18 protein-coding genes are annotated in these 20824 nt (G+C 63.5%); 15 read left to right on the top strand and 3 right to left on the bottom strand.

The window, feature by feature from the left end; translation table 11 throughout:
• Positions 1 to 1106 (bottom strand): TGS domain-containing protein (locus ACOVQ0_RS01875; RefSeq protein WP_421879468.1); only part of this gene is annotated, 1106 nt, incomplete at its 3' end.
• A gap of 360 nt (positions 1107 to 1466) precedes the next feature.
• Here ACOVQ0_RS01875 and ACOVQ0_RS01880 point away from each other — a divergent pair.
• The 10 genes from ACOVQ0_RS01880 (at position 1467) to ACOVQ0_RS01925 (ending at position 14008) form a co-directional block, all read left to right on the top strand.
• Complete coding sequence (locus ACOVQ0_RS01880) at positions 1467 to 1979, top strand: hypothetical protein (protein WP_421879472.1); 513 nt, start codon at positions 1467 to 1469, stop codon at positions 1977 to 1979.
• A complete protein-coding gene (locus tag ACOVQ0_RS01885) occupies positions 1976 to 2767 on the top strand; it encodes a DUF1828 domain-containing protein (RefSeq protein ID WP_421879475.1) in 792 nt (263 codons plus the stop codon). The genes ACOVQ0_RS01880 and ACOVQ0_RS01885 overlap by 4 nt, the downstream gene beginning before the upstream one ends.
• A gap of 96 nt (positions 2768 to 2863) precedes the next feature.
• Complete coding sequence (locus ACOVQ0_RS01890) at positions 2864 to 3598, top strand: alpha/beta fold hydrolase (RefSeq protein WP_421879478.1); 735 nt, start codon at positions 2864 to 2866, stop codon at positions 3596 to 3598.
• Complete coding sequence (locus tag ACOVQ0_RS01895; RefSeq protein ID WP_421879482.1) at positions 3588 to 4538, top strand: tetratricopeptide repeat protein; 951 nt, start codon at positions 3588 to 3590, stop codon at positions 4536 to 4538. The genes ACOVQ0_RS01890 and ACOVQ0_RS01895 overlap by 11 nt, the downstream gene beginning before the upstream one ends.
• Positions 4535 to 5527, top strand: coding sequence for an LLM class flavin-dependent oxidoreductase (locus ACOVQ0_RS01900; RefSeq protein WP_421879485.1), 993 nt, complete (start codon positions 4535 to 4537; stop codon positions 5525 to 5527). Before ACOVQ0_RS01895 ends, ACOVQ0_RS01900 begins: the two co-directional genes overlap by 4 nt.
• A 226-nt stretch (positions 5528 to 5753) precedes the next feature.
• The gene (locus tag ACOVQ0_RS01905; protein WP_421879487.1) at positions 5754 to 10427 is read left to right on the top strand and encodes an NAD-glutamate dehydrogenase domain-containing protein; all 4674 of its coding nucleotides are present in this window, start codon (positions 5754 to 5756) and stop codon (positions 10425 to 10427) included.
• A 201-nt stretch (positions 10428 to 10628) separates the two neighbouring features.
• Positions 10629 to 11396 carry a molybdate ABC transporter substrate-binding protein gene (gene modA / locus ACOVQ0_RS01910; protein WP_421879489.1) on the top strand — a complete coding sequence of 256 codons (768 nt, stop codon included), beginning with the start codon at positions 10629 to 10631 and terminating at the stop codon, positions 11394 to 11396.
• Complete coding sequence (gene modB / locus ACOVQ0_RS01915; RefSeq protein WP_421879491.1) at positions 11396 to 12082, top strand: molybdate ABC transporter permease subunit; 687 nt, start codon at positions 11396 to 11398, stop codon at positions 12080 to 12082. The genes modA and modB overlap by 1 nt, the downstream gene beginning before the upstream one ends.
• A complete protein-coding gene (locus ACOVQ0_RS01920) occupies positions 12072 to 12680 on the top strand; it encodes an ATP-binding cassette domain-containing protein (protein WP_421879493.1) in 609 nt (202 codons plus the stop codon). The genes modB and ACOVQ0_RS01920 overlap by 11 nt, the downstream gene beginning before the upstream one ends.
• A 98-nt stretch (positions 12681 to 12778) precedes the next feature.
• Positions 12779 to 14008: an NAD(P)/FAD-dependent oxidoreductase gene (locus ACOVQ0_RS01925; RefSeq protein ID WP_421879495.1), complete on the top strand. Its 1230-nt coding sequence runs from the start codon at positions 12779 to 12781 to the stop codon at positions 14006 to 14008.
• 45 nt (positions 14009 to 14053) lie between these two features.
• On the opposite strand, the gene queG is transcribed toward ACOVQ0_RS01925, so the two are convergent.
• Positions 14054 to 15163, bottom strand: a complete 1110-nt coding sequence (queG, locus tag ACOVQ0_RS01930; protein ID WP_421879497.1) for a tRNA epoxyqueuosine(34) reductase QueG — start codon at positions 15161 to 15163, stop codon at positions 14054 to 14056.
• Between the two features lie 46 nt (positions 15164 to 15209).
• Between queG and ACOVQ0_RS01935 the strand changes: the two genes are divergently transcribed.
• The 5 genes from ACOVQ0_RS01935 (at position 15210) to ACOVQ0_RS01955 (ending at position 20541) form a co-directional block, all read left to right on the top strand.
• On the top strand, positions 15210 to 16199 hold the full coding sequence (locus ACOVQ0_RS01935) for an ABC transporter ATP-binding protein (protein ID WP_421879500.1): 990 nt from the start codon (positions 15210 to 15212) through the stop codon (positions 16197 to 16199).
• Positions 16196 to 17428 carry an ABC transporter permease gene (locus ACOVQ0_RS01940; protein WP_421879503.1) on the top strand — a complete coding sequence of 411 codons (1233 nt, stop codon included), beginning with the start codon at positions 16196 to 16198 and terminating at the stop codon, positions 17426 to 17428. The genes ACOVQ0_RS01935 and ACOVQ0_RS01940 overlap by 4 nt, the downstream gene beginning before the upstream one ends.
• Before the next feature lie 78 nt (positions 17429 to 17506).
• Positions 17507 to 18844 (top strand): cytochrome P450, encoded by a 1338-nt coding sequence (locus ACOVQ0_RS01945; protein WP_421879505.1) that lies wholly within the window; start codon positions 17507 to 17509, stop codon positions 18842 to 18844.
• Between the two features lie 142 nt (positions 18845 to 18986).
• A complete protein-coding gene (gene msrB / locus ACOVQ0_RS01950; RefSeq protein WP_421879508.1) occupies positions 18987 to 19484 on the top strand; it encodes a peptide-methionine (R)-S-oxide reductase MsrB in 498 nt (165 codons plus the stop codon).
• A 58-nt stretch (positions 19485 to 19542) separates the two neighbouring features.
• On the top strand, positions 19543 to 20541 hold the full coding sequence (locus ACOVQ0_RS01955; RefSeq protein ID WP_421879511.1) for an esterase-like activity of phytase family protein: 999 nt from the start codon (positions 19543 to 19545) through the stop codon (positions 20539 to 20541).
• Positions 20542 to 20615: 74 nt separating this feature from the next.
• Here ACOVQ0_RS01955 and ACOVQ0_RS01960 read toward each other — a convergent pair.
• The coding region (locus tag ACOVQ0_RS01960) for a large ribosomal subunit protein bL28 (protein WP_421879514.1) at positions 20616 to 20824 on the bottom strand (209 nt) is incomplete at its 5' end.

The raw sequence follows: 20824 nt of genomic DNA on the forward strand, positions 1-20824 counted from the left end.
TAGGACTTGATGCCCTGCCGGAAGATCAGCACGTGCGCCGGGCAGTTCATCGGCTTCAGCGCCATCCAGTCGGCCTCGCCGCTGATGACCGGGCCTTCATCGTCCACGTTCGGCACTTCATCGGGGATCACGAACATGTTTTCGCGATACTTGCCCCAGTGGCCGGACTGCTCCCACTGGCGCGCGTCCATCACCTGCGGGGTCTTCACCTCGCGATAGCCCGCGCCATCGATGGCGCGGCGCATGTAGGCTTCCAGCTCGCGCCAGATCAGATAGCCCTTGGGATGCCAGAACACGCTGCCGTGCGCTTCGGCCTGCAGATGGAACAGGTCCATCTCCCCGCCCAGCTTGCGATGGTCGCGCTTGGCGGCCTCTTCCAGCCGCGTCAGATGTGCGTCCAGCTGCTTCTTGTTCAGCCAGCCGGTGCCGTAGACGCGGCTCAGCATCGCGTTGTTCTGGTCCCCGCGCCAGTATGCGCCCGAAACGCGCGTCAGCTTGAAGGCATTGGGATCGAGCTTGCCGGTGGAGGGCAGATGCGGCCCCCGGCACATGTCGAGCCAATCGTCGCCCGACCAGTAAACCGTCAGCGGTTCATCCCCCGGCAGTTCCGCCGCCCATTCCGCCTTGAAGCTTTCGCCCTGCTGCTTCCAGCGCGAAATCAGCTGCTCGCGGCTCCACTCCTCGCGGCGCAGCGGCTTGTTCGCGCCAATGATCTTGCGCATCTGCGCCTCGATCGTGGGCAAGTCCTCATCGGTAAAAGGCCGCTCGGCGGGCGCAAAGTCGTAATAGAACCCGTCGTCCGTGCTGGGGCCGAACGTGATCTGCGTGCCGGGAAACAGCGCCTGCACCGCTTCGGCCAGAACGTGCGCAAAGTCATGTCGCGCCAGATCCAGCGCCTCGGCCTCGTCCTTCGCGGTCACCAGCGCCAGTTGTGCGTCAGCGGTAAAGGGCCGCGAAAGATCGACGAGTTCGCCATCCACTTTCGCCGCCAGCGCTGCCTTGGCAAGGCCGGGACCAATCGCAGCGGCAATGTCCGCCGGAGTGCTTCCCGGCGCAACCTCGCGCACGGAACCATCGGGCAGGGTGATCTTCAGCAATTCGGACATCGGGGACTCTCTAAAGCGGTCTGGCTAACGCGATTTCGCCAAGGCGATTTGAACGGTGCCTTGCCACAGGAACAAGCTCACCGAAAGGGCGCGCATCGGTTTTGCAGTCGGTTCGGGAGGCGATGCGCAAACCCACCCGAACCGGGCGGCGGCATCGCGGCAGGCTTTACGCCAGCAGCAACCGCCCCCGGCTCGCGGGGGTAGTGGTTGTAGTGCTGGTGGAACGCTGCGCCATGATGGAGGGGTGTTTAGCGGGGATTTGCTGCTCAGTCATTACACATTCGCGACGTAACTCGGTTGCCCAATGCTTACTCTTGGAGTGATGTTGACGTTGGGCGAGGAGTAACGCAGTTATGCAGTATGCGCGTTCAGGACGTTATCCGGGGGGATAAGCAGAACCTTACAGTCGGCGACTGGGGGAATGGCAAAGCTCCAAAGGCAAAATTCCCGTTATCCAAAGCGGGCAAGAAGGCTTGGTCTTTCGGATCTGCTTGGTGCTGGCGCTTTGCTGAGTTTCAAATTGGTGAAAGGCAATTCGTTCTCCGCCTGCTTTTCTGTGATGATAAGCGTAAGGCTCATATTCATCTCGGCTTACGGAGCAATCGCGATACCATCGTCCTTTGCAGCTACGAGTACCACGTTGATCATGAGACTGGTTGGCATTTGCACACACTTTGTGGCGACAAGAACAATATCGACATTGCGCCGATCGGTACCGTTGTTCATGGACCTTGGGTCAAACGTTTGCCCGGAGCACGAGCAAAACACAATCGAACTGAATTCAAGGACAGCATGCATGGTGGCTTGAAGGCTTGGCTTTGGGGCGAAACCGTGCGATTCTTCCGGCTCAGTACGAAGGACGAGTTGTTTTGAAAGAGGCTCTTTGCCACGCCTTTTGCGGTGATCTGAAGCTGACGGACGTCCCAGTTGGCTATGCCGTGACGACCACGTTTCGCAAAGACGATGGTGACTCGATCGCCTTCTATCTGGTTCGCGACAAAACGCGTACAGGCGTTTATCGTATCGAAGATGATGGCACTACCATTGCTTTCCTTGAAGGCGCAGGTGTCGATTTCTCAACTGAAACTCGTTCTGACGCATTCCAGGCTCTTTTAGAGGGGCATGGGATCGAGTTCGATGAAGACGAAATGCTGCTGCATACAGCAAGTATGCCTGAGGCCGACCTTCCGCGAGCAGCAATGCGCTTTCTGTCCTTTATGTTGAGAATCAATGATTTTCTGCTGCTCACAAAAGACAAGGTAGCCAGCACGTTTAAGCAAGACGCTGCAAACCAGATTCTTGCCAAGCTCGAAGGAAAGGCACTCGTCGAACAGGATAAGCCTGTCAGCGGCACGCTGTCCGACACGATCCCAGATTTGGTGATCCGTGCAAAAGATAGATCACCGGTGGCGGTTTTTTTTGGCACGTCCGCTCAGCGTGTGAATGATGCAATATTTCTCCAGATGCAGGCGCTTTACGAGACGCATGAAGACCTGCAAGTTATTGCGCTGTTGGAGCGGGAAAACGTAATTGGTCACGATTTGCGTCGAAGAGCTTCCAACAGACTTACTGCGGTACCTATCTATCGCGGAGACGAATCTACGGCAATTAATAGAATCGAGAGGGAGGCTCTCGGAGCGAACCTCAGCACAGTGCATTGACCAATAAAGCATTCTAACCAGCTTTTGTTTTTAGTGTTTTCGCCTATCGCCTCAGTCCTCTTGCCCCATGCTCCCCGCCGCGCCATGACTGCGGGCATGACCGATATCGCGCACTTCACCCTGCCCTCGGGTCAGCAGATGGCCTATCGCCACCATCCCGTCACTGGTCCCACTGTGGTTTTCCTTCCCGGCTACATGTCCGACATGGCGGGCAGCAAGGCGCAGGCGGTGATGGACTGGGCGCAGCAGAATGGGCGTGCCTGCCTGCTGCTCGATTATACCGGCTGCGGGCAAAGCGACGGCGACTTTGCCGATGGCCGCCTGTCCCGATGGCGCGACGAGGTTGTGGCGCTGATCGATCATCTGGGCATCGAATCCGTCCAGCTTGTCGGCTCAAGCATGGGTGGCTGGCTGATGCTGCTGATTGCGGAAAGCTTGGGAGCGCGTGCCAAGGCTCTGGTCGGCATCGCGCCCGCGCCTGATTTTACCGAATGGGGTTTTTCCCAGTCGCAACGCATCGAACTCGCTTCGGGGCGCACGATCTTTGAGGACAATCCCTATGGGCCGGAGCCGACGCCGACCCATGCCGGGTTCTTTTCCGATGGCGAAAAGCACCGGCGGCTGGGGGGCGAGATCGCTTTCGATGGCCCGGTGCGGTTGCTTCACGGGCAGGCCGATGCCGATGTGCCGTGGGACATATCGCTTCGCCTTGCCCGCGCCTTGCGTTCAGGCGATGTGCAGGTCCACCTGATCAAGGACGGCGATTACCGGCTTTCGCGGCCTGGCGACATTGCGCTGTTGCTGCGCGCGCTGGCTGACCTTGAAGGATAAGACCCGCATGATCGATCTGCCCGCTCCGATGTTCGCGCAGGAAATTGTTGTCGAACGGGCGCAGACTGTCTCTCTCATGCAGATCGGCCCTGCCACAATGCCCATGCGCCCGTCCGACCTGCCGATTCCCCGCCGTCGCAGCGAACAGGAGCAGCGCGAGGCGGAGCGCGAAGTGGGTCTTGTCCGGCCCGACCTACCCGAACAGGACCGGCTGGCCCAGTGCCTGGCCAAGGCGCAGACCAATCCTGACGCCGCGCTGGTCGAAGCGCAGACGTGGCTGGGTGAAAGCCGCGATACCGGCCAGCAGGTGCGCGCCAACCAGTGTCTTGGCATGTTGCGGTCAAACATGGGTGATTTCGACGGTGCGCTCGAAGCGTTCTCGCAGGCCGTGGCCGGGGTGCCGACCGAGCAGCAAGTGGCTGCCGTGCCGCTGATGGCGATGGCAGGGAATGCCGCGCTGGCGGGCGGAAAGGCCGATGCCGCGGTGGGCTGGTTCGACCGCGCGCTGGCCGTGCCGGGCGGGGCAGACAATGCCGCGCTTGCTGAAATCCAGATCGATCGTTCGCGCGCGCTTGTGGCGCTTGCCCGCAATGCCGAAGCCGCCTCTGCGCTTGACGAGGTGCATCGCCTTGCCCCCGAAGCGGCTGAAGGCTGGCTGCTTTCGGCCACGCTGGCGCGCCGCACGGATGATCTCCCCCGCGCCCAGCGCGACATTGAAATCGCCAGCAAATACGATCCGCGCGATCCACGGGTGGGCCTTGAAGCGGGCGTCATCGCCGTGCTTTCGGGGCGGGACGAGGCTGCGCGCAAGTCGTGGGAATCGGTCGTGGCGGTGGACAGGGACGGCGAAGCAGGAAAGGTTGCAAAAAGCTACCTTGAACAGCTTGGCCCTGCGCCTACATCTCAAGCTCCTGAAACAACACAGAAGCCAGCCCCATGAAACTCTCCATCCTCGATCTTGTCAGCGTGGTCGAGGGTGGGACGGCTAGGGCAGCGCTCGACAATTCCGCCGCGGCCGCCAAAGTGGCCGAGGAATGCGGGTTCGAACGCTACTGGGTGGCCGAACATCACGGGATGGAAGGTCTTGCCGGGGCGGCGACGGCCGTGGCGCTGGCGCATATCGGGCAGGGCACATCGCGCATCCGCATCGGGGCTGGCGGGATCATGCTGCCCAATCACAATCCCCTTGTTATTGCGGAACAATTCGGCACGCTCGACGCGCTTTTTCCGGGACGCGTCGACCTTGGGCTGGGCCGTGCGCCGGGCGCCGACCAGCGCATCATGCGCGCGCTGCACAAGGACACCAACCGCGCGGCAGAGGATTTTCCGCAGGACGTGGTGGAACTGCGGGCGCTGTTTGCAGGCGATGAACGGGTGCCGCTGCAGGCCTATCCGGCCAAGGGTGCGCAAGTGCAGATGTGGATTCTGGGGTCCAGCCTGTTCGGCGCGCAACTGGCAGCGATGCTCGGCCTGCCCTATGCCTTCGCTTCGCACTTTGCACCCGATCATCTTGATGCGGCACTGAAAATCTACCGCGAAAGGTTCCAGCCGTCCGAATTTCTGGACGCACCTTATTGCGCCGCCGCGATCAATGTCGTGGCTGCGGATACCGATGAGGAGGCGCAACTGCTGGCCTCGTCGATGGATCAGGCTTTCGTCGCGCTGCGCACCGGCAATCCCGGCAAGCTGAAGCCGCCGGTGCCCGGTTACCGCGATTCGCTTCCGCCCCAGGCGCTCGCCATGCTGGAGCATGTGCGGCAGGTCAGCGCGTGCGGATCGGTGGACACGGTGCGGGCCGGTCTGGCCGCATTTGCCGAGCGGACGCAGGCAGACGAAGTTATTGTTGCAGCGTCGATTTTCGATCAGGCGGCGCGGCTGAAATCGCTGCGGCTGACGGCTGAGGCAGCGCGCGAACCGGTGCATTCCTGAAGTGCACCTAGATGCACCTAGCTGCACCTAGGGCGTCGTTAACCGCCCCGACGGCACCTTTATCCGCCCCAAAGGTTACAACCGCAGGTTAAGCCGATCAGGGCGATCAACCGGACTTGTGGCCACGGAACGTCTGGATTAGCATCTGGAATAATGATACAAGTCTGTGTTCAATAATTACAAGAGAGGGTAATAATCCTCTCTCGCTGGAGAGCCGGAAAACGTTATGGCGTCAACGTCCGCAACCCTGTCCGATCCCTCGACCGACACGCTCGCCTTCGCGCTGGCCGAACGCTTCGCCGCCGCGCTGCTGCCCGATGAAGCCCGCGATTTCGACAATGCGCGCCTTGCCGAAGCTGCCCGCTTCGCTGCAACCGTTGCCGCCGTCCGCAAGGGCAGCGATCCTGCCATCGCCATCGAAAGCGTCAGCGGATCGGACAGTGCCGAGCGCCACTTGCGCATCGCGGTGGTCAACGATGACATGCCTTTTCTCGTAGATTCAATCACTTCTGCGATAACGGCACAAGGATTGACCATCGACCGACTGGTCCATCCCGTCACAGCCGTGCGCCGCGATGGAGATGGGCGTCTGACCGAATTCCCGTCAGGCGACGCCAGCGGAGAACGCCGCGAATCCATCGTCTACCTTGAAACCGAACGCGCCGATGCGCGCCAGCGCCGGGCTTTGGTGGCCACGCTGGAAGAAACGCTGGCCGATGTGCGTGCCGCCGTGGCCGACTGGCCGATGATGCAGGCCGCGATGCGCGCCGATGCCGACAGTCTGGCCGATCCCGAAGGCGCGGCGCTGCTGCGCTGGCTGGCCGACGGAATGCTGACGCAACTGGGCAGCGTGACCCGGCATCGCGATGGCGCCGAGGAAAAACCGCTGGGCATCTGCCGCGCGAGCGAGCGCAGCTTGCTGGCGGCATCGTCCTATGACCGCGCCTTTGCGTGGTTCGAAAGCGGGAAGGGCCGTGCGCCACTGATCGTCAAGGCGAACCGCATCGCCAACGTGCATCGCCGTGTGCCGCTGGACCTGTTCATCGTGCCGCGTATCGAGGGCGGCAAGGTGGTGGCGCTGTCCGTCCATGCGGGCGTGTGGACCAGCGCCGCGCTGGCTGCCGCGCCGGATCGCATTCCCCGCCTGCGCACGCAGCTTGCCGAACTGATGGACAAGTTCGGCTTTGCGCCCAACGGCCACGCCGGCAAGGCGCTGGTCCATGCGCTGACGACATTGCCGCACGATTTGCTGATCAGTTTTGCCGAGGCCGATCTGGAACGGGTCGTCACCGCGACGATGAGCTTGGTGGACCGCCCGCGCCCGCGGCTTGCGCTGGTGGAGGCACCGCTGGCCCGGCACATGTTCGCGTTCGTGTGGCTGCCGCGCGATGTGCTGTCCACGCAAGTCCGTCTTTCGATCATGGCGATGCTGGAAAGCGCCACCGGCGCTCAGATGATTGACTGGGCCTTGCAGGTCGAAGGTAGCACGCTGGCCATGCTGCGCTTTGTCATGGATGTGCGCGAGCAGAGCGGCACGGCTGACGAGGCCGCGCTGGACCTGCAACTGCAATCGATGGTTCGCGGCTGGGCAGGCGCGGTGGAAACCGAACTGGCGGCGACCGAAGAACCTTCGCGCGCGGCGGCCATCGCCGCACGCTATGCCGATGCCTTCCCGATTGCCTATCGCAATGCTTCCGGCGCGGCCGAAGCGGCCAGCGACATTCGCGTGTTGCGCACGCTTTCCGGCACCAAGGCCCCACGCCGCGCCGTGCGCCTGCATCGCAACGCGGGCGAGGTGGCGCTGCGGCTGAAGCTGTACCAGCGCGAAGGCGCGATCGTGCTGTCCGATGCCGTGCCGGTGCTGGAGAACTTCGGTTTCCGCGTGCTGGAAGAAGTGCCGACGCCGCTGGATGGCGGACGGCTGGGCTATATCCACGATTTCCTCGTTTCGCATCCGGTGGACACATCGATTGACGATCTGCTGGCGCGCGCCGGGGCCATCGAAACTTCGCTGGCGGCGGTGCTGAATGGCGCGGCGGAGGACGATGCGTTCAATCGCCTGATCGTCGCCACCGGGCTGACCGCCGTTGAAGCCAACTGGCTGCGCGCCTTCTACCGCTACCTGCGGCAGGCGGGCATGACCTTTGGCATCCCGACCGTGGTGGAAGCGCTGAAGAATGCGCCCGCCGTCACGCGCGGGCTGATCGACGCTTTCGTGGTGCGCCACGATCCCGCGTTCGATGGCGACCGTGAAGGGGCCTTTGCCGAGGCTGAGGAGCGCATCAAGACAGGGCTGGCCGGGGTGGCTGCGATCAACGATGACCGCCTGCTGCGAAGCTTCCGCGCGCTGGTGGGCGCTATCCTGCGCACCAATGCCTTTGCCCCGGCGGCGGCGGAAGCGCTGGCGTTCAAGATCGATTCCGCAATGGTGCCGGGCCTGCCCAAGCCGCTGCCCTGGCGCGAGATTTTCGTCTATTCTCCGCGCGTGGAAGGCATCCATCTGCGCGCCGGGCCAGTCGCGCGCGGGGGCCTGCGCTGGTCTGACCGGCGCGACGATTTCCGCACCGAAGTGCTTGGCCTGATGAAGGCGCAGCGCGTGAAGAACGCGGTGATCGTGCCGACCGGCGCGAAAGGCGGCTTCTATCCCAAGCAATTGCCCGATGCTGCCAAGGACCGCGAAGGCTGGCTGGCCGAGGGCAAGGCCAGCTATCAGGTGTTCATCCGCACGCTGCTTTCGCTGACCGACAACATCGTTGAAGGCGCAGTGGTCCATCCCGCTGCCGTGGTGGTTCGCGATGGCGAAGACCCCTACTTCGTGGTGGCCGCCGACAAGGGCACCGCGACCTTCTCTGACGTGGCCAATGCCATTGCGGAATCCAGGGACTTCTGGCTCGACGATGCTTTCGCCAGTGGCGGGTCGAAAGGCTATGACCACAAGGCGATGGGCATCACCGCCAAGGGTGCGTGGCTTTCGGTCCGGCGGCATTTTCTTGAAATGGGCGTGGACGTGCAGAGCGAACCTGTGCGCGTGGCGGGCTGCGGCGACATGTCGGGCGACGTGTTCGGCAACGGTATGCTGCTGTCAAAGGCGCTCAAAGTGGTGGCCGCGTTCGATCACCGCCATATCTTCCTCGATCCCGATCCCGATCCAGCCAAGAGCTGGGAAGAGCGTGCGCGCATGTTTGCACTGCCGCGCTCCAGCTGGGACGATTATGGCAAGAGCCTGATTTCCAAAGGTGGCGGGGTGTTTCCGCGTTCGATGAAGGCAATCCCGCTTTCGCCGGAAGTGCAGGCAATGCTGGGGCTGAACGTAGCGGAGATTGACCCGGATTCGCTGATTTCGGCCATTCTGCGCGCGCAGGTGGACCTGCTGTGGTTCGGCGGCATTGGCACCTATGTGAAAGCCGCCGCGCAGAACAACGTCGATGTGGGTGATCCATCGAATGATTCGGTGCGCGTTTCGGCAGACGAAGTGCGCGCGAAGGTTATCGGTGAAGGGGCCAACCTTGGCACCACGCAGGCGGCTCGCATCGAGTTCTCCTTGAATGGAGGCCGGATCAACACCGACTTCATCGACAATTCGGCGGGCGTCGATTGTTCGGACAACGAAGTGAACATCAAGATCGCGCTGGCGGCGGCGAAACGGTCGGGCAAGTTGACCGAGGATGCGCGCGTTGATCTGCTGGTTTCGATGACCGATGACGTGGCGCATCTGGTGTTGGAGGACAACCGCCTGCAGGCCTTGGCACTGTCTATCGCAGAGCGTGGCGGGGCGGCGGCGATGCCATCATGGTCGCGCCTGATCGACGTGCTGGAAGAAGGCGGCGATCTGGATCGCAAGACCGAGGGGCTGGCAGGTGCCGAAGACCTTGCCCGGCGCGCGGCGGCGGGACAGGGGTTGACCCGGCCCGAACTGGCGGTGCTGCTGTCCAGCAGCAAGCTGGTGTTGCAGCGCGCGCTGGAAGAAAGCGCCGTGGTCGATGATCCAGTGCTGGAAGTGGAACTGATCGCGGCTTTCCCGCCGCAGATGCAGGAAGCCTTTGAGGACGAAATCACGCACCACCGCCTGCGCCGCGAAATCATCGCGACCAAGCTGGCGAACCGTATCGTCAACCGCATGGGGCCGGTCATGCCGTTCGAACTGTGCGAGGAAGAAGGCGTATCGCTGGCACAAGTGGCGGCGGCCTTTGTTGCAGCGGAGCGGTTGCTTGATCTGCGCAAGACGTGGGACATGCTGGACGTGGCGGCGATGCCCGAAACGCTGCGGCTTGCCCTGTTCGAACGCACGGCTTGGGGCCTGCGCGGTCATATCGCGGACGTCCTGCGCGCCGGGCACGGATCGTTGCAGCCGGGTGATCTGATCGAAGATCTGTTCGGCGGCGTGGGTCTGCTTTCGCACACGGCGGCACAGTTGCTACGTGGCGAAGCGCAGGCGCAGGCGCGGGCGATGGCCGACGAACTGGCAGTGGCCGGTGCGCCCGCTGAAATTGCCGCACGACTGGTCCATCTTTACGACATGGACGGCGCTGTGGGTCTTGCTCATCTGGCGGGCGATCTTGGCGTGGATGCCGCCGCGCTGACCGGGGCCTTTGCCGATCTTGGCGCTACGCTGGGGCTGGACTGGGCGCAGCAGGCGGCGCGGCGGATGAACCCGTCCGATCCGTGGGAGCGCCTGCTGGTGGCCGGTCTTTCGCGCGATTTTGAACAGATGCGGCTGGACTTTCTGGCCCGTTCGCGCGGGGGATCGCCCGATGCTTTTGTCGCCGACTGGCTGGGCGCGAATGCTGCGGCAGTGAAGCAGTTCCGCAGTCTGGTGGCGCGGGCACAGGCGGCTCCTGCGGTTGCGCCTGCGATGCTGGCACAAGTGGCAAGTCAGGCGCGGACCCTGCTGGGGCGGTAGGCGTTTGGGTGTTGCGCTCTGGATTGCTTCGCTGCGCTCGCAATGACGAAGGAATGTAGCCCTCGTTCGTCATTGCGAGGAGCGTAGCGACGAAGCAATCCAGTGGCGAGGTAGCGTACCGCTCATTCGGAATCGCGGGCTTGGTCGCGGACTGCTTTCATTATATACGCCCGGACATAGCTTTGCTTTGCCGGAGTTTGCATGAAAGGTCTTTTCCGCGCCGTAATGGCGCTGCTGGTAGCGGTTGCGGGGGTTGCTCCGGGTTGGGCGCAGGAGCGCGGTCCGTTGGTGCTGGCAGCGGCAAGCCTGCAGGAAGCAATGAACGACGCAGCGGATCGCTGGGCAGCCAAAGGGCACGCGCGGCCAGTGCTGTCGTTTGCGGCATCATCGGCACTGGCGCGGCAGGCGGAGGCGGGCGCAAAGGCCGATCTCTTTGCCTCGGCCGACGAAGAGTGGATGGACTATCTGCAAGGCAAGGGGCTGTTGCGCCCGGGCACGCGGGCGCGGTTGACCGAGAACCGGCTGGTGCTCATCGCGCCGGTGGGCAGCAAGGTGGCGCTGGGCATCCGGCGCGGGTTTCCGCTGGCGCAGGCGCTGGGAACCGGGCGGCTGGCGATGGCCGATCCGGCAGCGGTTCCGGCAGGGCGCTATGGGCGCGATGCGCTGATATCGCTGGGCGTGTGGCAAGGCGTGGCGGGCAAGGTGGCGGCGGCAGAGAACGTGCGCGCGGCGATGGCGCTGGTGGAGCGCGGAGCCGCGCCGCTCGGGATCGTCTATGCCACCGATGCGCGGGCATCGAAAGGCGTGCGCGTGGTGGGGGCTTTCCCTGCAAACAGCCATCAGCCGATTACCTATCCGGTGGCGTTGCTGAAGGCTTCGGCGCATCGTGAGGCGGAAGGGTTCCGGCGGTTCCTGATCTCGCGCGAAGGGCGGGCGATTCTGGCGCGGCGCGGGTTTGGCAACCGTTGATGGCGCCTGATGTCTGGGGAATCGTCTGGCTCTCGTTGAAGGTCAGCGCGGTGGCGGTGGGCGCGTGCCTGCCGCTGGCCTTTGCGCTGGCCTGGGCGTTGGCGCGGGGGCGCTTTGCGGGCAAGGTGCTTCTGGATGCGCTGGTGCATCTGCCGCTGGTGCTGCCGCCGGTAGTGACGGGGTGGCTGCTGCTGCTGGCCTTCGGGCCGCAGGGACCGGCGGGGCGCTGGCTTGAGGCGGTATTCGGACTGACGTTCATGTTCCGCTGGACCGGGGCAGCGCTGGCGGCGGGGGTGATGGCCTTGCCGCTGATGGTGCGGGCGATGCGGCTTTCGATAGAAGCGGTGGATCTGCGGCTGGAAGCGGCGGCGATGACGCTCGGCGCATCGCGCTGGCGGGTGTTCCGAACGGTGACCCTGCCGCTGGCGCTGCCGGGTGTGGTGGCGGGCGCAGTGCTGGGCTTTGCGCGGTCCTTGGGCGAATTCGGCGCGACGATTACCTTTGTTTCCAACATTCCGGGCGAGACGCAGACGTTGCCGCTGGCGATCTACAGCGCGCTTCAGGTGCCGGGCGGAGAGGCGGTGGTGACGCGGCTTGCGGTGATTTCGGTGCTGCTGTCGCTGGCGGCGCTGGTGGTTTCCGAAGTGCTGGCGCGGCGCATGGGGAGGAGTTCCCATGTCCTTTGATGTGGCTGTGGAGCGGCGTCTGGGCGATACGGCGGTGGCCTGCGCGTTCCAGACAGGCCCGGGCCTGACCGCGCTGTTCGGGCCTTCGGGCGCGGGCAAGACATCGGTGCTGAACATGATCGCCGGTTTGCTGCGGCCCGATGCGGGGCGCGTGGCGGTCGGCGGCGAAGTGCTGTTCGACAGCACTGCAGGTATCGATGTGCCGGTGCAGGCCCGGCGCGCGGGCTATGTGTTTCAGGACGGGCGGCTTTTCCCGCATCTGCGGGTGCGGGATAATCTGGCCTATGGGATGCAGGCGAAAGGCCTGATGGGGGTGGGTGAAGCGGCGGAGTTTCTGGGAATCGCGCATCTGCTTGATCGCTGGCCGCGCTCGCTTTCGGGCGGGGAGGCGCAGCGTGTGGCCATCGGGAGGGCGCTGCTGTCCAACCCGCACTTCCTGCTGATGGACGAACCGCTGTCGGGCCTCGACCGTGCGCGGCGCGAGGATGTGATGGGTGTTATCGAACGGCTGCGTGATGAAGTGGGCCTGCCGATCCTCTATGTCAGCCATGATCGGGCCGAGGTAGAGCGTCTGGCAGGGACGATCGTGGAAATCTGATCCGCTTTATCGCTTGTCCGCAATGGTCTTTTTGACAGGCGTCAGTTGACGGGGGCGCACTTTTGGCCAAACCGGCGACAACAGTCGGGAGGATTCGTATGGAACACGCGGATGTCATTATCGTTGGGGCCGGACACGGTGGGGCGCAAGCCGCCATCGCGCTGCGTCAGAACGGCTTTGAAGGCCGCGTGCTGGTGATCGGGCGTGAGCCGGAAATCCCCTATGAGCGTCCGCCCCTGTCGAAAGAATACCTCGCGCGCGACAAGACGTTCGACCGCATCTGCATCCGCCCCGAACAGTTCTGGGTGGACAAGGGCATCGAGATGAAGCTGTCGAGCGAGGTCGTCTCGCTCGATCCCGCCGCGCACACGGTGAAGCTGGGGGATGGCAGCGAGATTGGCTACGGCAAGCTGATCTGGGCCACCGGTGGCGACCCGCGCAGGCTTTCGTGCATGGGCGCTGACCTCACCGGCGTTCACGCGGTGCGCACCAAGGAAGACGCCGACCGGTTGATGCAGGAACTGGATGCCGGTGCGAAGCGGGCCGTGGTTGTCGGCGGGGGCTATATCGGGCTGGAAGCTGCGGCGGTGCTGACCAAGTTCGATGTCTCGGTCACGCTGCTCGAAGCCCTGCCCCGCGTGCTGGCGCGCGTGGCCGGAGAGGCGCTTTCGGAATTCTATCAGGCAGAACATCGCGCGCATGGCGTGGATCTGCGCACCAATGCCGCGATGGACTGCATCGAAGGCGATGGCACCAAGGTGACCGGGGTGAAGATGCAGGACGGATCGGTTCTGCCGGCCGAAATCGTGATCGTGGGCATCGGGATCATTCCGTGCATCGGGCCGCTGCTTTCGGCAGGTGCTGCTGGCGGAAACGGCGTGGACGTGGACGAGTTCTGCCGCACCTCGCTGCCCGATGTCTATGCGATTGGCGATTGTGCGGCGCATTCCAATGCCTTTGCCGATGGCGCGGTGATCCGGCTGGAATCGGTGCAGAATGCCAACGACATGGCGACAACCGCGGCCAAGGATATCTGCGGCGCACCGGTGGCCTATTCGGCAACGCCGTGGTTCTGGTCGAACCAGTATGACCTGAAGCTGCAGACCGTTGGCCTTTCCACTGGTCACGACAACGCGGTGCTACGCGGCGACCCGGCAACGCGGTCGTTCTCGGTGGTCTATCTCAAGCACGGCAAGGTCATCGCGCTCGATTGCGTGAACATGGTCAAGGACTATGTGCAGGGCAAGAAGCTGGTTGAGGCGCGGGCGCAGATCGCGCCGGAAATGCTGGCGGATGCGGGTGTGCCTTTGAAGGAAATGCTGGCGTAAACTGCCACCACCCCCAACCCCCTCCTCTGAAGAGGAGGGGGCTTTTTAGCGGAGCGTGTGGTTCTTCTCCCCCTCCTCTTCAGAGGAGGGGGCCGGGGGGTGGTGCTGTTCCAAGGCTGCCATCGCCCACCGCGCGGCATCGGCCACAGCCGGTTCGGGATCGTCGAGCAGTGCGGCAACCGGTCCGACCAGCGCCAAATCCCCACTGTTCCCCGCCGCATAAAGGCAGTTACGCACCCACCGATCCCGGCCAATGCGCTTGATCGGACTCCCACTGAACACCTTGCGGAAGGTTGCGTCATCCAGCGCGAGTAGTTCCGCCAGCCTGGGCGCGGTCAGTTCCGCGCGGGGCAGGAAGGCGCGGTTGGCCTGGGCTGCGGCGGCAAAGCTGTTCCACGGGCAGGCGGCAAGGCAATCGTCGCAGCCGTAGATGCGGTTGCCCATCGCCGCGCGGAATTCGACAGGAACCGGGCCTTTGTGCTCGATTGTGAGATAGGAAATACAGCGCCGCGCATCGAGCCGGTAGGGCGCGGGGAAGGCCTGCGTGGGGCAGGCAGTCTGGCAGGCGGTGCACGAACCGCAACGGTCGGGATGTGGCTGATCGGGCGCGAGATCCAGCGTGGTGTAGATCGCGCCGAGGAACAACCATGACCCGTGTGTGCGGCTGACGAGGTTGGTGTGCTTGCCCTGCCAACCCAGTCCGGCCAACTGGCCCAGCGGCTTTTCCATGACCGGCGCGGTATCGACGAAGACCTTGACCTGTGCGCCGGGTTCCTCGGCCACCAGCCAGCGGGCAAGGGCCTTCAGGTTGCGCTTCACGACATCGTGATAGTCACCACCTTGGGCATATACCGAGATGCGGGCGCGATCCGGGTGGGCTTCCAGCGCGCGGGGATCGGTTGCGGGGGCATAGCTCATGCCAAGCGCGATCACACTTTGGGCCTCGGGCCACAATGATTGCGGGCCGCGCCGGTGGTGGAGGCGGGTTTCCATCCACTCCATCGTGCCGTGGTGCCCATCGCCCAGCCATTGTTCGAGACGGTCTGCGCGCAAAGGATCGTCGGCGGCGGGCGCAAAGCCGCAGGCAGCAAAGCCAAGACGCAGGGCTTCACCCTTCAACCGCGCTTCCAGACTTTCTACCTCTGCGTTAACCAAACTTGCTGTCCCGCTCGTTCATCGCCTATCGCTAGGGGAATGACCTATGAAGATCGAGCTAGGGGAATGGCCTGTGTCGGGCAATGCAGTTGACGCAGGTGGCGTGGAACTCGCGATAGAAGCGCGCGGGTTGGTGAAGCGGTTCGATGGATTTACCGCTGTCGATGGCGTGGACATATCGGTGCCCAAGGGCGCGATCTACGGCATTCTGGGGCCGAACGGCGCGGGCAAGACTACCACCTTGCGCATGTTGCTGGGCATCATCGATCCCGATCAGGGCTATCGCCGCGTACTGGGGGCAGAGCGGCCTACGGATGTGGCGCGGCGCATCGGCTACCTTCCCGAAGAGCGCGGGCTTTATCCGGCGATGAAGGCTTATGAAGCCATTGGCTTCCTTGCCGCACTGCGCGGGGTGCCGCTGAAGGAAGGGCGGCGCAAAGGGCGCGAACTGCTGGAAGCGCATGGCCTTGGCTATGCCGCTGACCGGCAGATCCGGCAGATGTCCAAAGGCATGGCGCAGACCGTGCAATTGCTGGGCACGCTGGTGCATGAACCCGATCTTGTGGTGTTTGACGAGCCGTTTTCGGGCCTCGACGCGCTCAATCAGGGCAAGCTGGAGCGGATGATTCGCGATCTGGCGGCGCGCGGCACCACCGTGATCTTTTCAACCCACGTCATCGCCCATGCCGAGCGACTGTGCGATCAGGTGGCGATCATCGCGGGCGGCAAAGTGCCCTTTGCCGGGCCGGTGGACGTGGCGCGTGACCGGTTGCGCCCGCAAGTGCGCCTTGAAACCCGAGCGCAGGAAGGGCCGTGGCGCTCAGCTTTGCCTGCAGATGCACGGCACGAAGGAGCGTTCTGGCACTTCACCCTGCCCGAAAGCGGGGTGGAGCCGCTGTTGCGCGCGCTGATCGAAGGTGATGCGGGCATCCTCAGCCTGTCGATCGAGCGGGCAGGGCTGCACGATGCCTTCGTCGCCATTGCGGGCGAGGCTGCGGCCAAGGCGCTTGAGGAAAGCGCGGGAGAAGGCAAATGAGCGGTTTTGCTGATAAGCTGCGCGCGATGATGGTCATTGCACGGCGCGATTTCGTGGCCGTGGTCTTTTCCAAGACGTTCATCTTCTTCCTGATCGGTCCGATCTTTCCAGTGCTGGTCGGCGGGCTTGCCGGCAGCATCGGCGGCAAGGTGCAGCAGAATGTCGAGCGGCCCACCATCGGCCTTGCGATGAGCGCTGCGGATTCGCAGGCGATGATCCGCGCGCGCGAAGAACTGGACGGGCGCGTACCGGGAGCGATCCCGGAAATCGTGGTGCTGCAGGACATGAAGCCGGGCCAGGCGTTCGATGCGCGCGCCGCGCTGGCCAATGGCGATCGTCCGGTTTCGGCAGTGCTGGGCGGCACGCTCGACAAACCGCTGCTCACCGCGCCGGGCGAACGCGCGCGGCAATGGGTGGGCGTGGTGTCCAATCTTGCCGCAAGGGCGCGGTCGGCCACGCCGACGGACTATCCCGATGTTGCGGTGGAGGAAGTCGCCACCTCGGTCGCCAAGGTGAAATCGGGGCAGATCTACACTGCGCAGGCCGCGCAGGTCATGCTGTTCCTGCTGACAATGCTGCTGGCGGGCATGGTTCTGTCCAACCTTGTCGAGGAAAAGGGCAACAAGATCATTGAGGTGCTGGCCGCTGCCATTCCGATGGACGCGATGTTCATGGGCAAGCTCTTTGCGATGCTCGCGGTCAGCCTTGTGGGCATCGCGGTGTGGGGCGGTGTGGGTGGAGCCATCGTTCTGGCTGGCGCGCGGAACCTGCCTGCCATGTCGGTCCCGGCTGTCGGGTGGCCGCTGTTCCTCACGCTGGGCTTCCTCTACTTCGCGATGGCCTATCTGCTTATGGGATCGCTGTTCCTGTCCATCGGCGGCATGGCAACGACGGTGCGCGAAGTGCAGACGCTGTCCATGCCGGTGTCGATGTTCCAACTCATGGTGTTCTTCTTTGCCAGCTATGCGCTCACCTCGCCGGGATCGTGGCTGGACTGGGCATCGATCATTTTCCCGGTGAGTTCGCCTTATGCCATGCTGGCGCGGGCGGCGCAGTATCCCGATGTGTGGCCCCATCTGGTGGCGCTGGGCTGGCAGGTGCTTTGGGTCATCGTGATCGTGCGGGCAGGGGCGCAACTGTTCCGGCGCACGGTGATGAAGTCCGGCCCCGCTACGACCAGACGGAGTGTGTGGAAGCGGCTGTTCGGAAAAGGTGCAAAGGCTTATTGACAATGATGTAGGTTGTGGCAGCTTGTCACCGTGAGGAGGACCGCGCGCCACGGCGTGGCCCCGACCGGAGGATAGCCAATGGCCACGCAGCTTGCACCCGAAGCGCCGCAGTTCACCTATCGCAGTTCGCCCACCGCGATCGAAGCCTTCACCGCCTGGTTGAAAGACAATCCGCAAGCGATCCCGGCGCATAGCCACAAATGGGATGTCAGCCGGTCAGACATCTACATGGAAGATCGCTGGCAGCCGATCTTTGCGGAGATGCGGGCAGAGGCTCCGGTCAACTTCGTGCCCGAATCACCCTATGGCGCATATTGGAACGTGGTGAGCCACAAGGCGATTGCCCATGTCGAATCGCTGCCGGAACTGTTTTCCTCGTCGTGGCAATATGGTGGCATCACCATTGGCGACCCACCCGCCGATGCCGACCCGGCGGTTCTGGCCGAGCGGCAATTGCCGATGTTCATCGCGATGGATCGGCCCGACCATACTGGCCAACGCCGCACCGTGGCACCAGCGTTCACGCCTGCCAAGATGGTGGAGATGGAGGCCGAGATTCGTCGCCGGACGGGCGAAGTGCTCGATTCGCTGCCGTGGGGCGAGAAGTTCGATTGGGTGGACAAGGTTTCCATCGAACTTACCACCGGGATGCTGGCACTGCTCTTCGGTTTTCCGTGGGCCGACCGCCGTCTGCTGACGTTCTGGTCGGACTGGGCGGGCGATGTGGAACTGACGCTGGCGCGCGATCTGGCCGACACGCGCTTCGGTTTTCTGGGTGAGATGGCGCACTATTTCCAGCGGCTGTGGGGCGAACGGATGCGGGCTGCGCCTTCGGGTGATCTCATCTCGATGATGATCCATTCCGAAGCGATGAACCATATGAGTCCGCAGGAATTCATGGGCAATCTGGTGCTGCTTATCGTTGGCGGCAACGATACCACGCGCAACACCATGTCGGGCATCATCCACGCGCTCGACCAATTCCCCGACCAGCGCGAACTGTTGGAGCGCGATCCTTCGCTGATTCCCAATGCCGTGCAGGAATGCATCCGCTTTGTCACGCCGCTGGCGCACATGCGCCGCACGGCGACGGCGGACGCAGAGCTGTTCGGCCAGCAGATCAGCGCGGGCGACAAGATGGTCCTCTGGTACATCTCCGCCAATCGCGATGAGAGCGTGTTCGAGAATGCGGACAAGCTGATCGTCGACCGCCCCAATGCGCGGCGGCACCTGTCTTTCGGGCATGGCATCCACCGCTGCGTCGGCGCGCGTCTGGCAGAACTGCAATTGCGCATCCTGCTGGAAGAAATGCACGAAAGGCGGATGCGCGTGCGCGTTGGCGGCCAGGTTGAGCGGGTGCGGGCGAACTTCGTCCACGGCTTCCGCAAGCTGGAGGTCATGCTCGAAAAGCGGTAATCGGCCAGACAGGTTCGTATGCTATGACATGCGTCACGATTGCGGGGGCAGGACGGGTCTAGACCGGGCCATGTCCTGCCGGTGGGCCACCGCCCCCCGAGGTTCGCCTCCCGGCCCGTCGGCAGGATACCCGAGGTTTTCGATGACCCTTCTCGCACCGCACCGTCGCCGCTTTCTGGGCCTTCTGGGCGCTGGCGTGGTGATGCCTTTTGCCACGGCCTGCAGTGCAAAGCCTGCGGCCAAGGGCAAGTTCCCGATCATGAAGACCGAGGCGGAATGGCGGCAGATGCTGGGGGCCGAACGGTTCCACATCCTGCGCGAAGAGGGGACCGAGCGGCCTTTCACTTCGCCGCTGAACAAGGAAAAGCGCAAGGGCGTGTTTGCCTGCGCGGCCGATGGCACAGCGTTGTTCAGCTCTGCCACCAAGTTTGACAGCGGCACCGGCTGGCCCAGCTTCTGGAAGCCGCTGCCGCGTGCCGTCGGGACAAGTTCCGACCGATCATTGGGCATGACGCGCACCGAAGTGCATTGCAGCCAGTGCGGCGGGCATCTGGGGCATGTTTTCAACGATGGGCCTGCGCCCACGGGATTGCGCTATTGTATCAATGGCTTGGCCTTGAAGTTCATACCCTCAACCTGAAAATACATCCGAAATGGATGAATTGCGCATATGAGGCTTGGGTAGGCCATGCAATCCGATGCGCGTGCGTCGTGGGCTGGCCATCCTTTTCCTGCTGATCCCGCTCCTGTGGACGACATGGGGGTGGGAACCTGCGTCCCGCAACAACCAGCAGATCCTGCGCTTTGCCGATATCGCGCCCGCCGCTGAGAGCGTGACCGGCCTTGGCCCGTTTCGTCTGGAAGGGTTGTGGCGCATGGAAAGTCCCAATTCGCGCTTTGGCGGGTGGTCGGCGATGATCGACATGGGCACCGGGCAATTCCTCACCTTTTCCGACCGCAACATGCGCCTGCGCTTCACCCCGCCGGGCGTGGCGACGCCGGATATTCCCAAGGCGAAGCAGGTCGGCATCCGCCGTGCGATCTATTTCAAGGGGCCGCGCGGGGAATGGGCGGTGTTCGATATCGAATCGGCGGTTGCCGCGCCCGATGACAGCATCTGGTTCGGACTGGAGGACGATGACCGCCTGATCCGTATCGATGCGGACCGCAGCAAGGGCGCTTTCGTGAAAATTCCGGCGCTGCGAGACTGGCCAAAGAATGGCGGCGCCGAAGCGATGGCAAGGCTGCGCGACGGGCGATGGATGCTGCTGTGCGAAACCTGTGGCGCGCGGCGTGGGGGGCTGCATCTGGGGCTGGTCTTTCCTGATGCGCCTGACCGTTCAAAGCCGCAACCGTTCGGCATCGAACTGCCGCCGGGGTTCGATCCGGTGGACATGGTGCAACTGCCCGATGGGCGTCTGCTGATCCTCACGCGCAGGCTGGCGCTGTTCCCGCCGCATTTCGAATCGCGCCTGGTGCTGGCCGATCCGGCAAGGCTTGATCCCAAACGCCCTTTGGCCACGCAGGAACTGGCGCGGATCGATTCACCGGCCTTGCGTGAAAACTATGAGGCGATGGTGGTGCAGCATGCGCCGCAAGGGCCGCTGGTCTGGCTGCTGTCCGATGACAACGGCCTGGCGTTGCAGGAAACGCGGCTGATGAAGCTGCGACTGGACATCAGACGTCTGCCACATTGACCAGACGCACGAAAAACCCCCGTTCCGCTTGGGAAGGGGGCCTTCGATGCTTTCATCCCTTGCGGGAAGAAGGATTAGGCGGCGTTCGCCTTCACCAGATCGCGCTTCACCTTGAGGGCGCGCGTCGAAAGCTTGGTGTCCGACTGCTTCAGCAGCCAGTTGTCCAGACCGCCGTTGTGCTCGACCGAGCGCAGACCGTGCGTCGAAACGCGGAACTTGAAGCTGCGATCCAGCTTCTCGCTCATCAGCGTGACGTTCTGCAGGTTGGGCAGGAACAGACGCT

The organism is Novosphingobium sp., assembly GCF_049240505.1.
Classification (GTDB): domain Bacteria; phylum Pseudomonadota; class Alphaproteobacteria; order Sphingomonadales; family Sphingomonadaceae; genus Novosphingobium.

Bases quoted from the DNA above. Each gene is read 5' to 3' on its own strand.
- ACOVQ0_RS01880 (WP_421879472.1), top strand. From the start codon at position 1,467: ATGCGCGTTCAGGACGTTATCCGGGGGGATAAGCAGAACCTTACAGTC.
- ACOVQ0_RS01890 (WP_421879478.1), top strand. From the start codon at position 2,864: ATGACCGATATCGCGCACTTCACCCTGCCCTCGGGTCAGCAGATGGCC.
- ACOVQ0_RS01900 (WP_421879485.1), top strand. From the start codon at position 4,535: ATGAAACTCTCCATCCTCGATCTTGTCAGCGTGGTCGAGGGTGGGACG.
- ACOVQ0_RS01905 (WP_421879487.1), top strand. From the start codon at position 5,754: ATGGCGTCAACGTCCGCAACCCTGTCCGATCCCTCGACCGACACGCTC.
- modA (WP_421879489.1), top strand. From the start codon at position 10,629: ATGAAAGGTCTTTTCCGCGCCGTAATGGCGCTGCTGGTAGCGGTTGCG.
- modB (WP_421879491.1), top strand. From the start codon at position 11,396: ATGGCGCCTGATGTCTGGGGAATCGTCTGGCTCTCGTTGAAGGTCAGC.
- ACOVQ0_RS01920 (WP_421879493.1), top strand. From the start codon at position 12,072: ATGTCCTTTGATGTGGCTGTGGAGCGGCGTCTGGGCGATACGGCGGTG.
- ACOVQ0_RS01925 (WP_421879495.1), top strand. From the start codon at position 12,779: ATGGAACACGCGGATGTCATTATCGTTGGGGCCGGACACGGTGGGGCG.
- ACOVQ0_RS01935 (WP_421879500.1), top strand. From the start codon at position 15,210: ATGAAGATCGAGCTAGGGGAATGGCCTGTGTCGGGCAATGCAGTTGAC.
- ACOVQ0_RS01940 (WP_421879503.1), top strand. From the start codon at position 16,196: ATGAGCGGTTTTGCTGATAAGCTGCGCGCGATGATGGTCATTGCACGG.
- ACOVQ0_RS01945 (WP_421879505.1), top strand. From the start codon at position 17,507: ATGGCCACGCAGCTTGCACCCGAAGCGCCGCAGTTCACCTATCGCAGT.
- msrB (WP_421879508.1), top strand. From the start codon at position 18,987: ATGACCCTTCTCGCACCGCACCGTCGCCGCTTTCTGGGCCTTCTGGGC.
- ACOVQ0_RS01955 (WP_421879511.1), top strand. From the start codon at position 19,543: ATGCGCGTGCGTCGTGGGCTGGCCATCCTTTTCCTGCTGATCCCGCTC.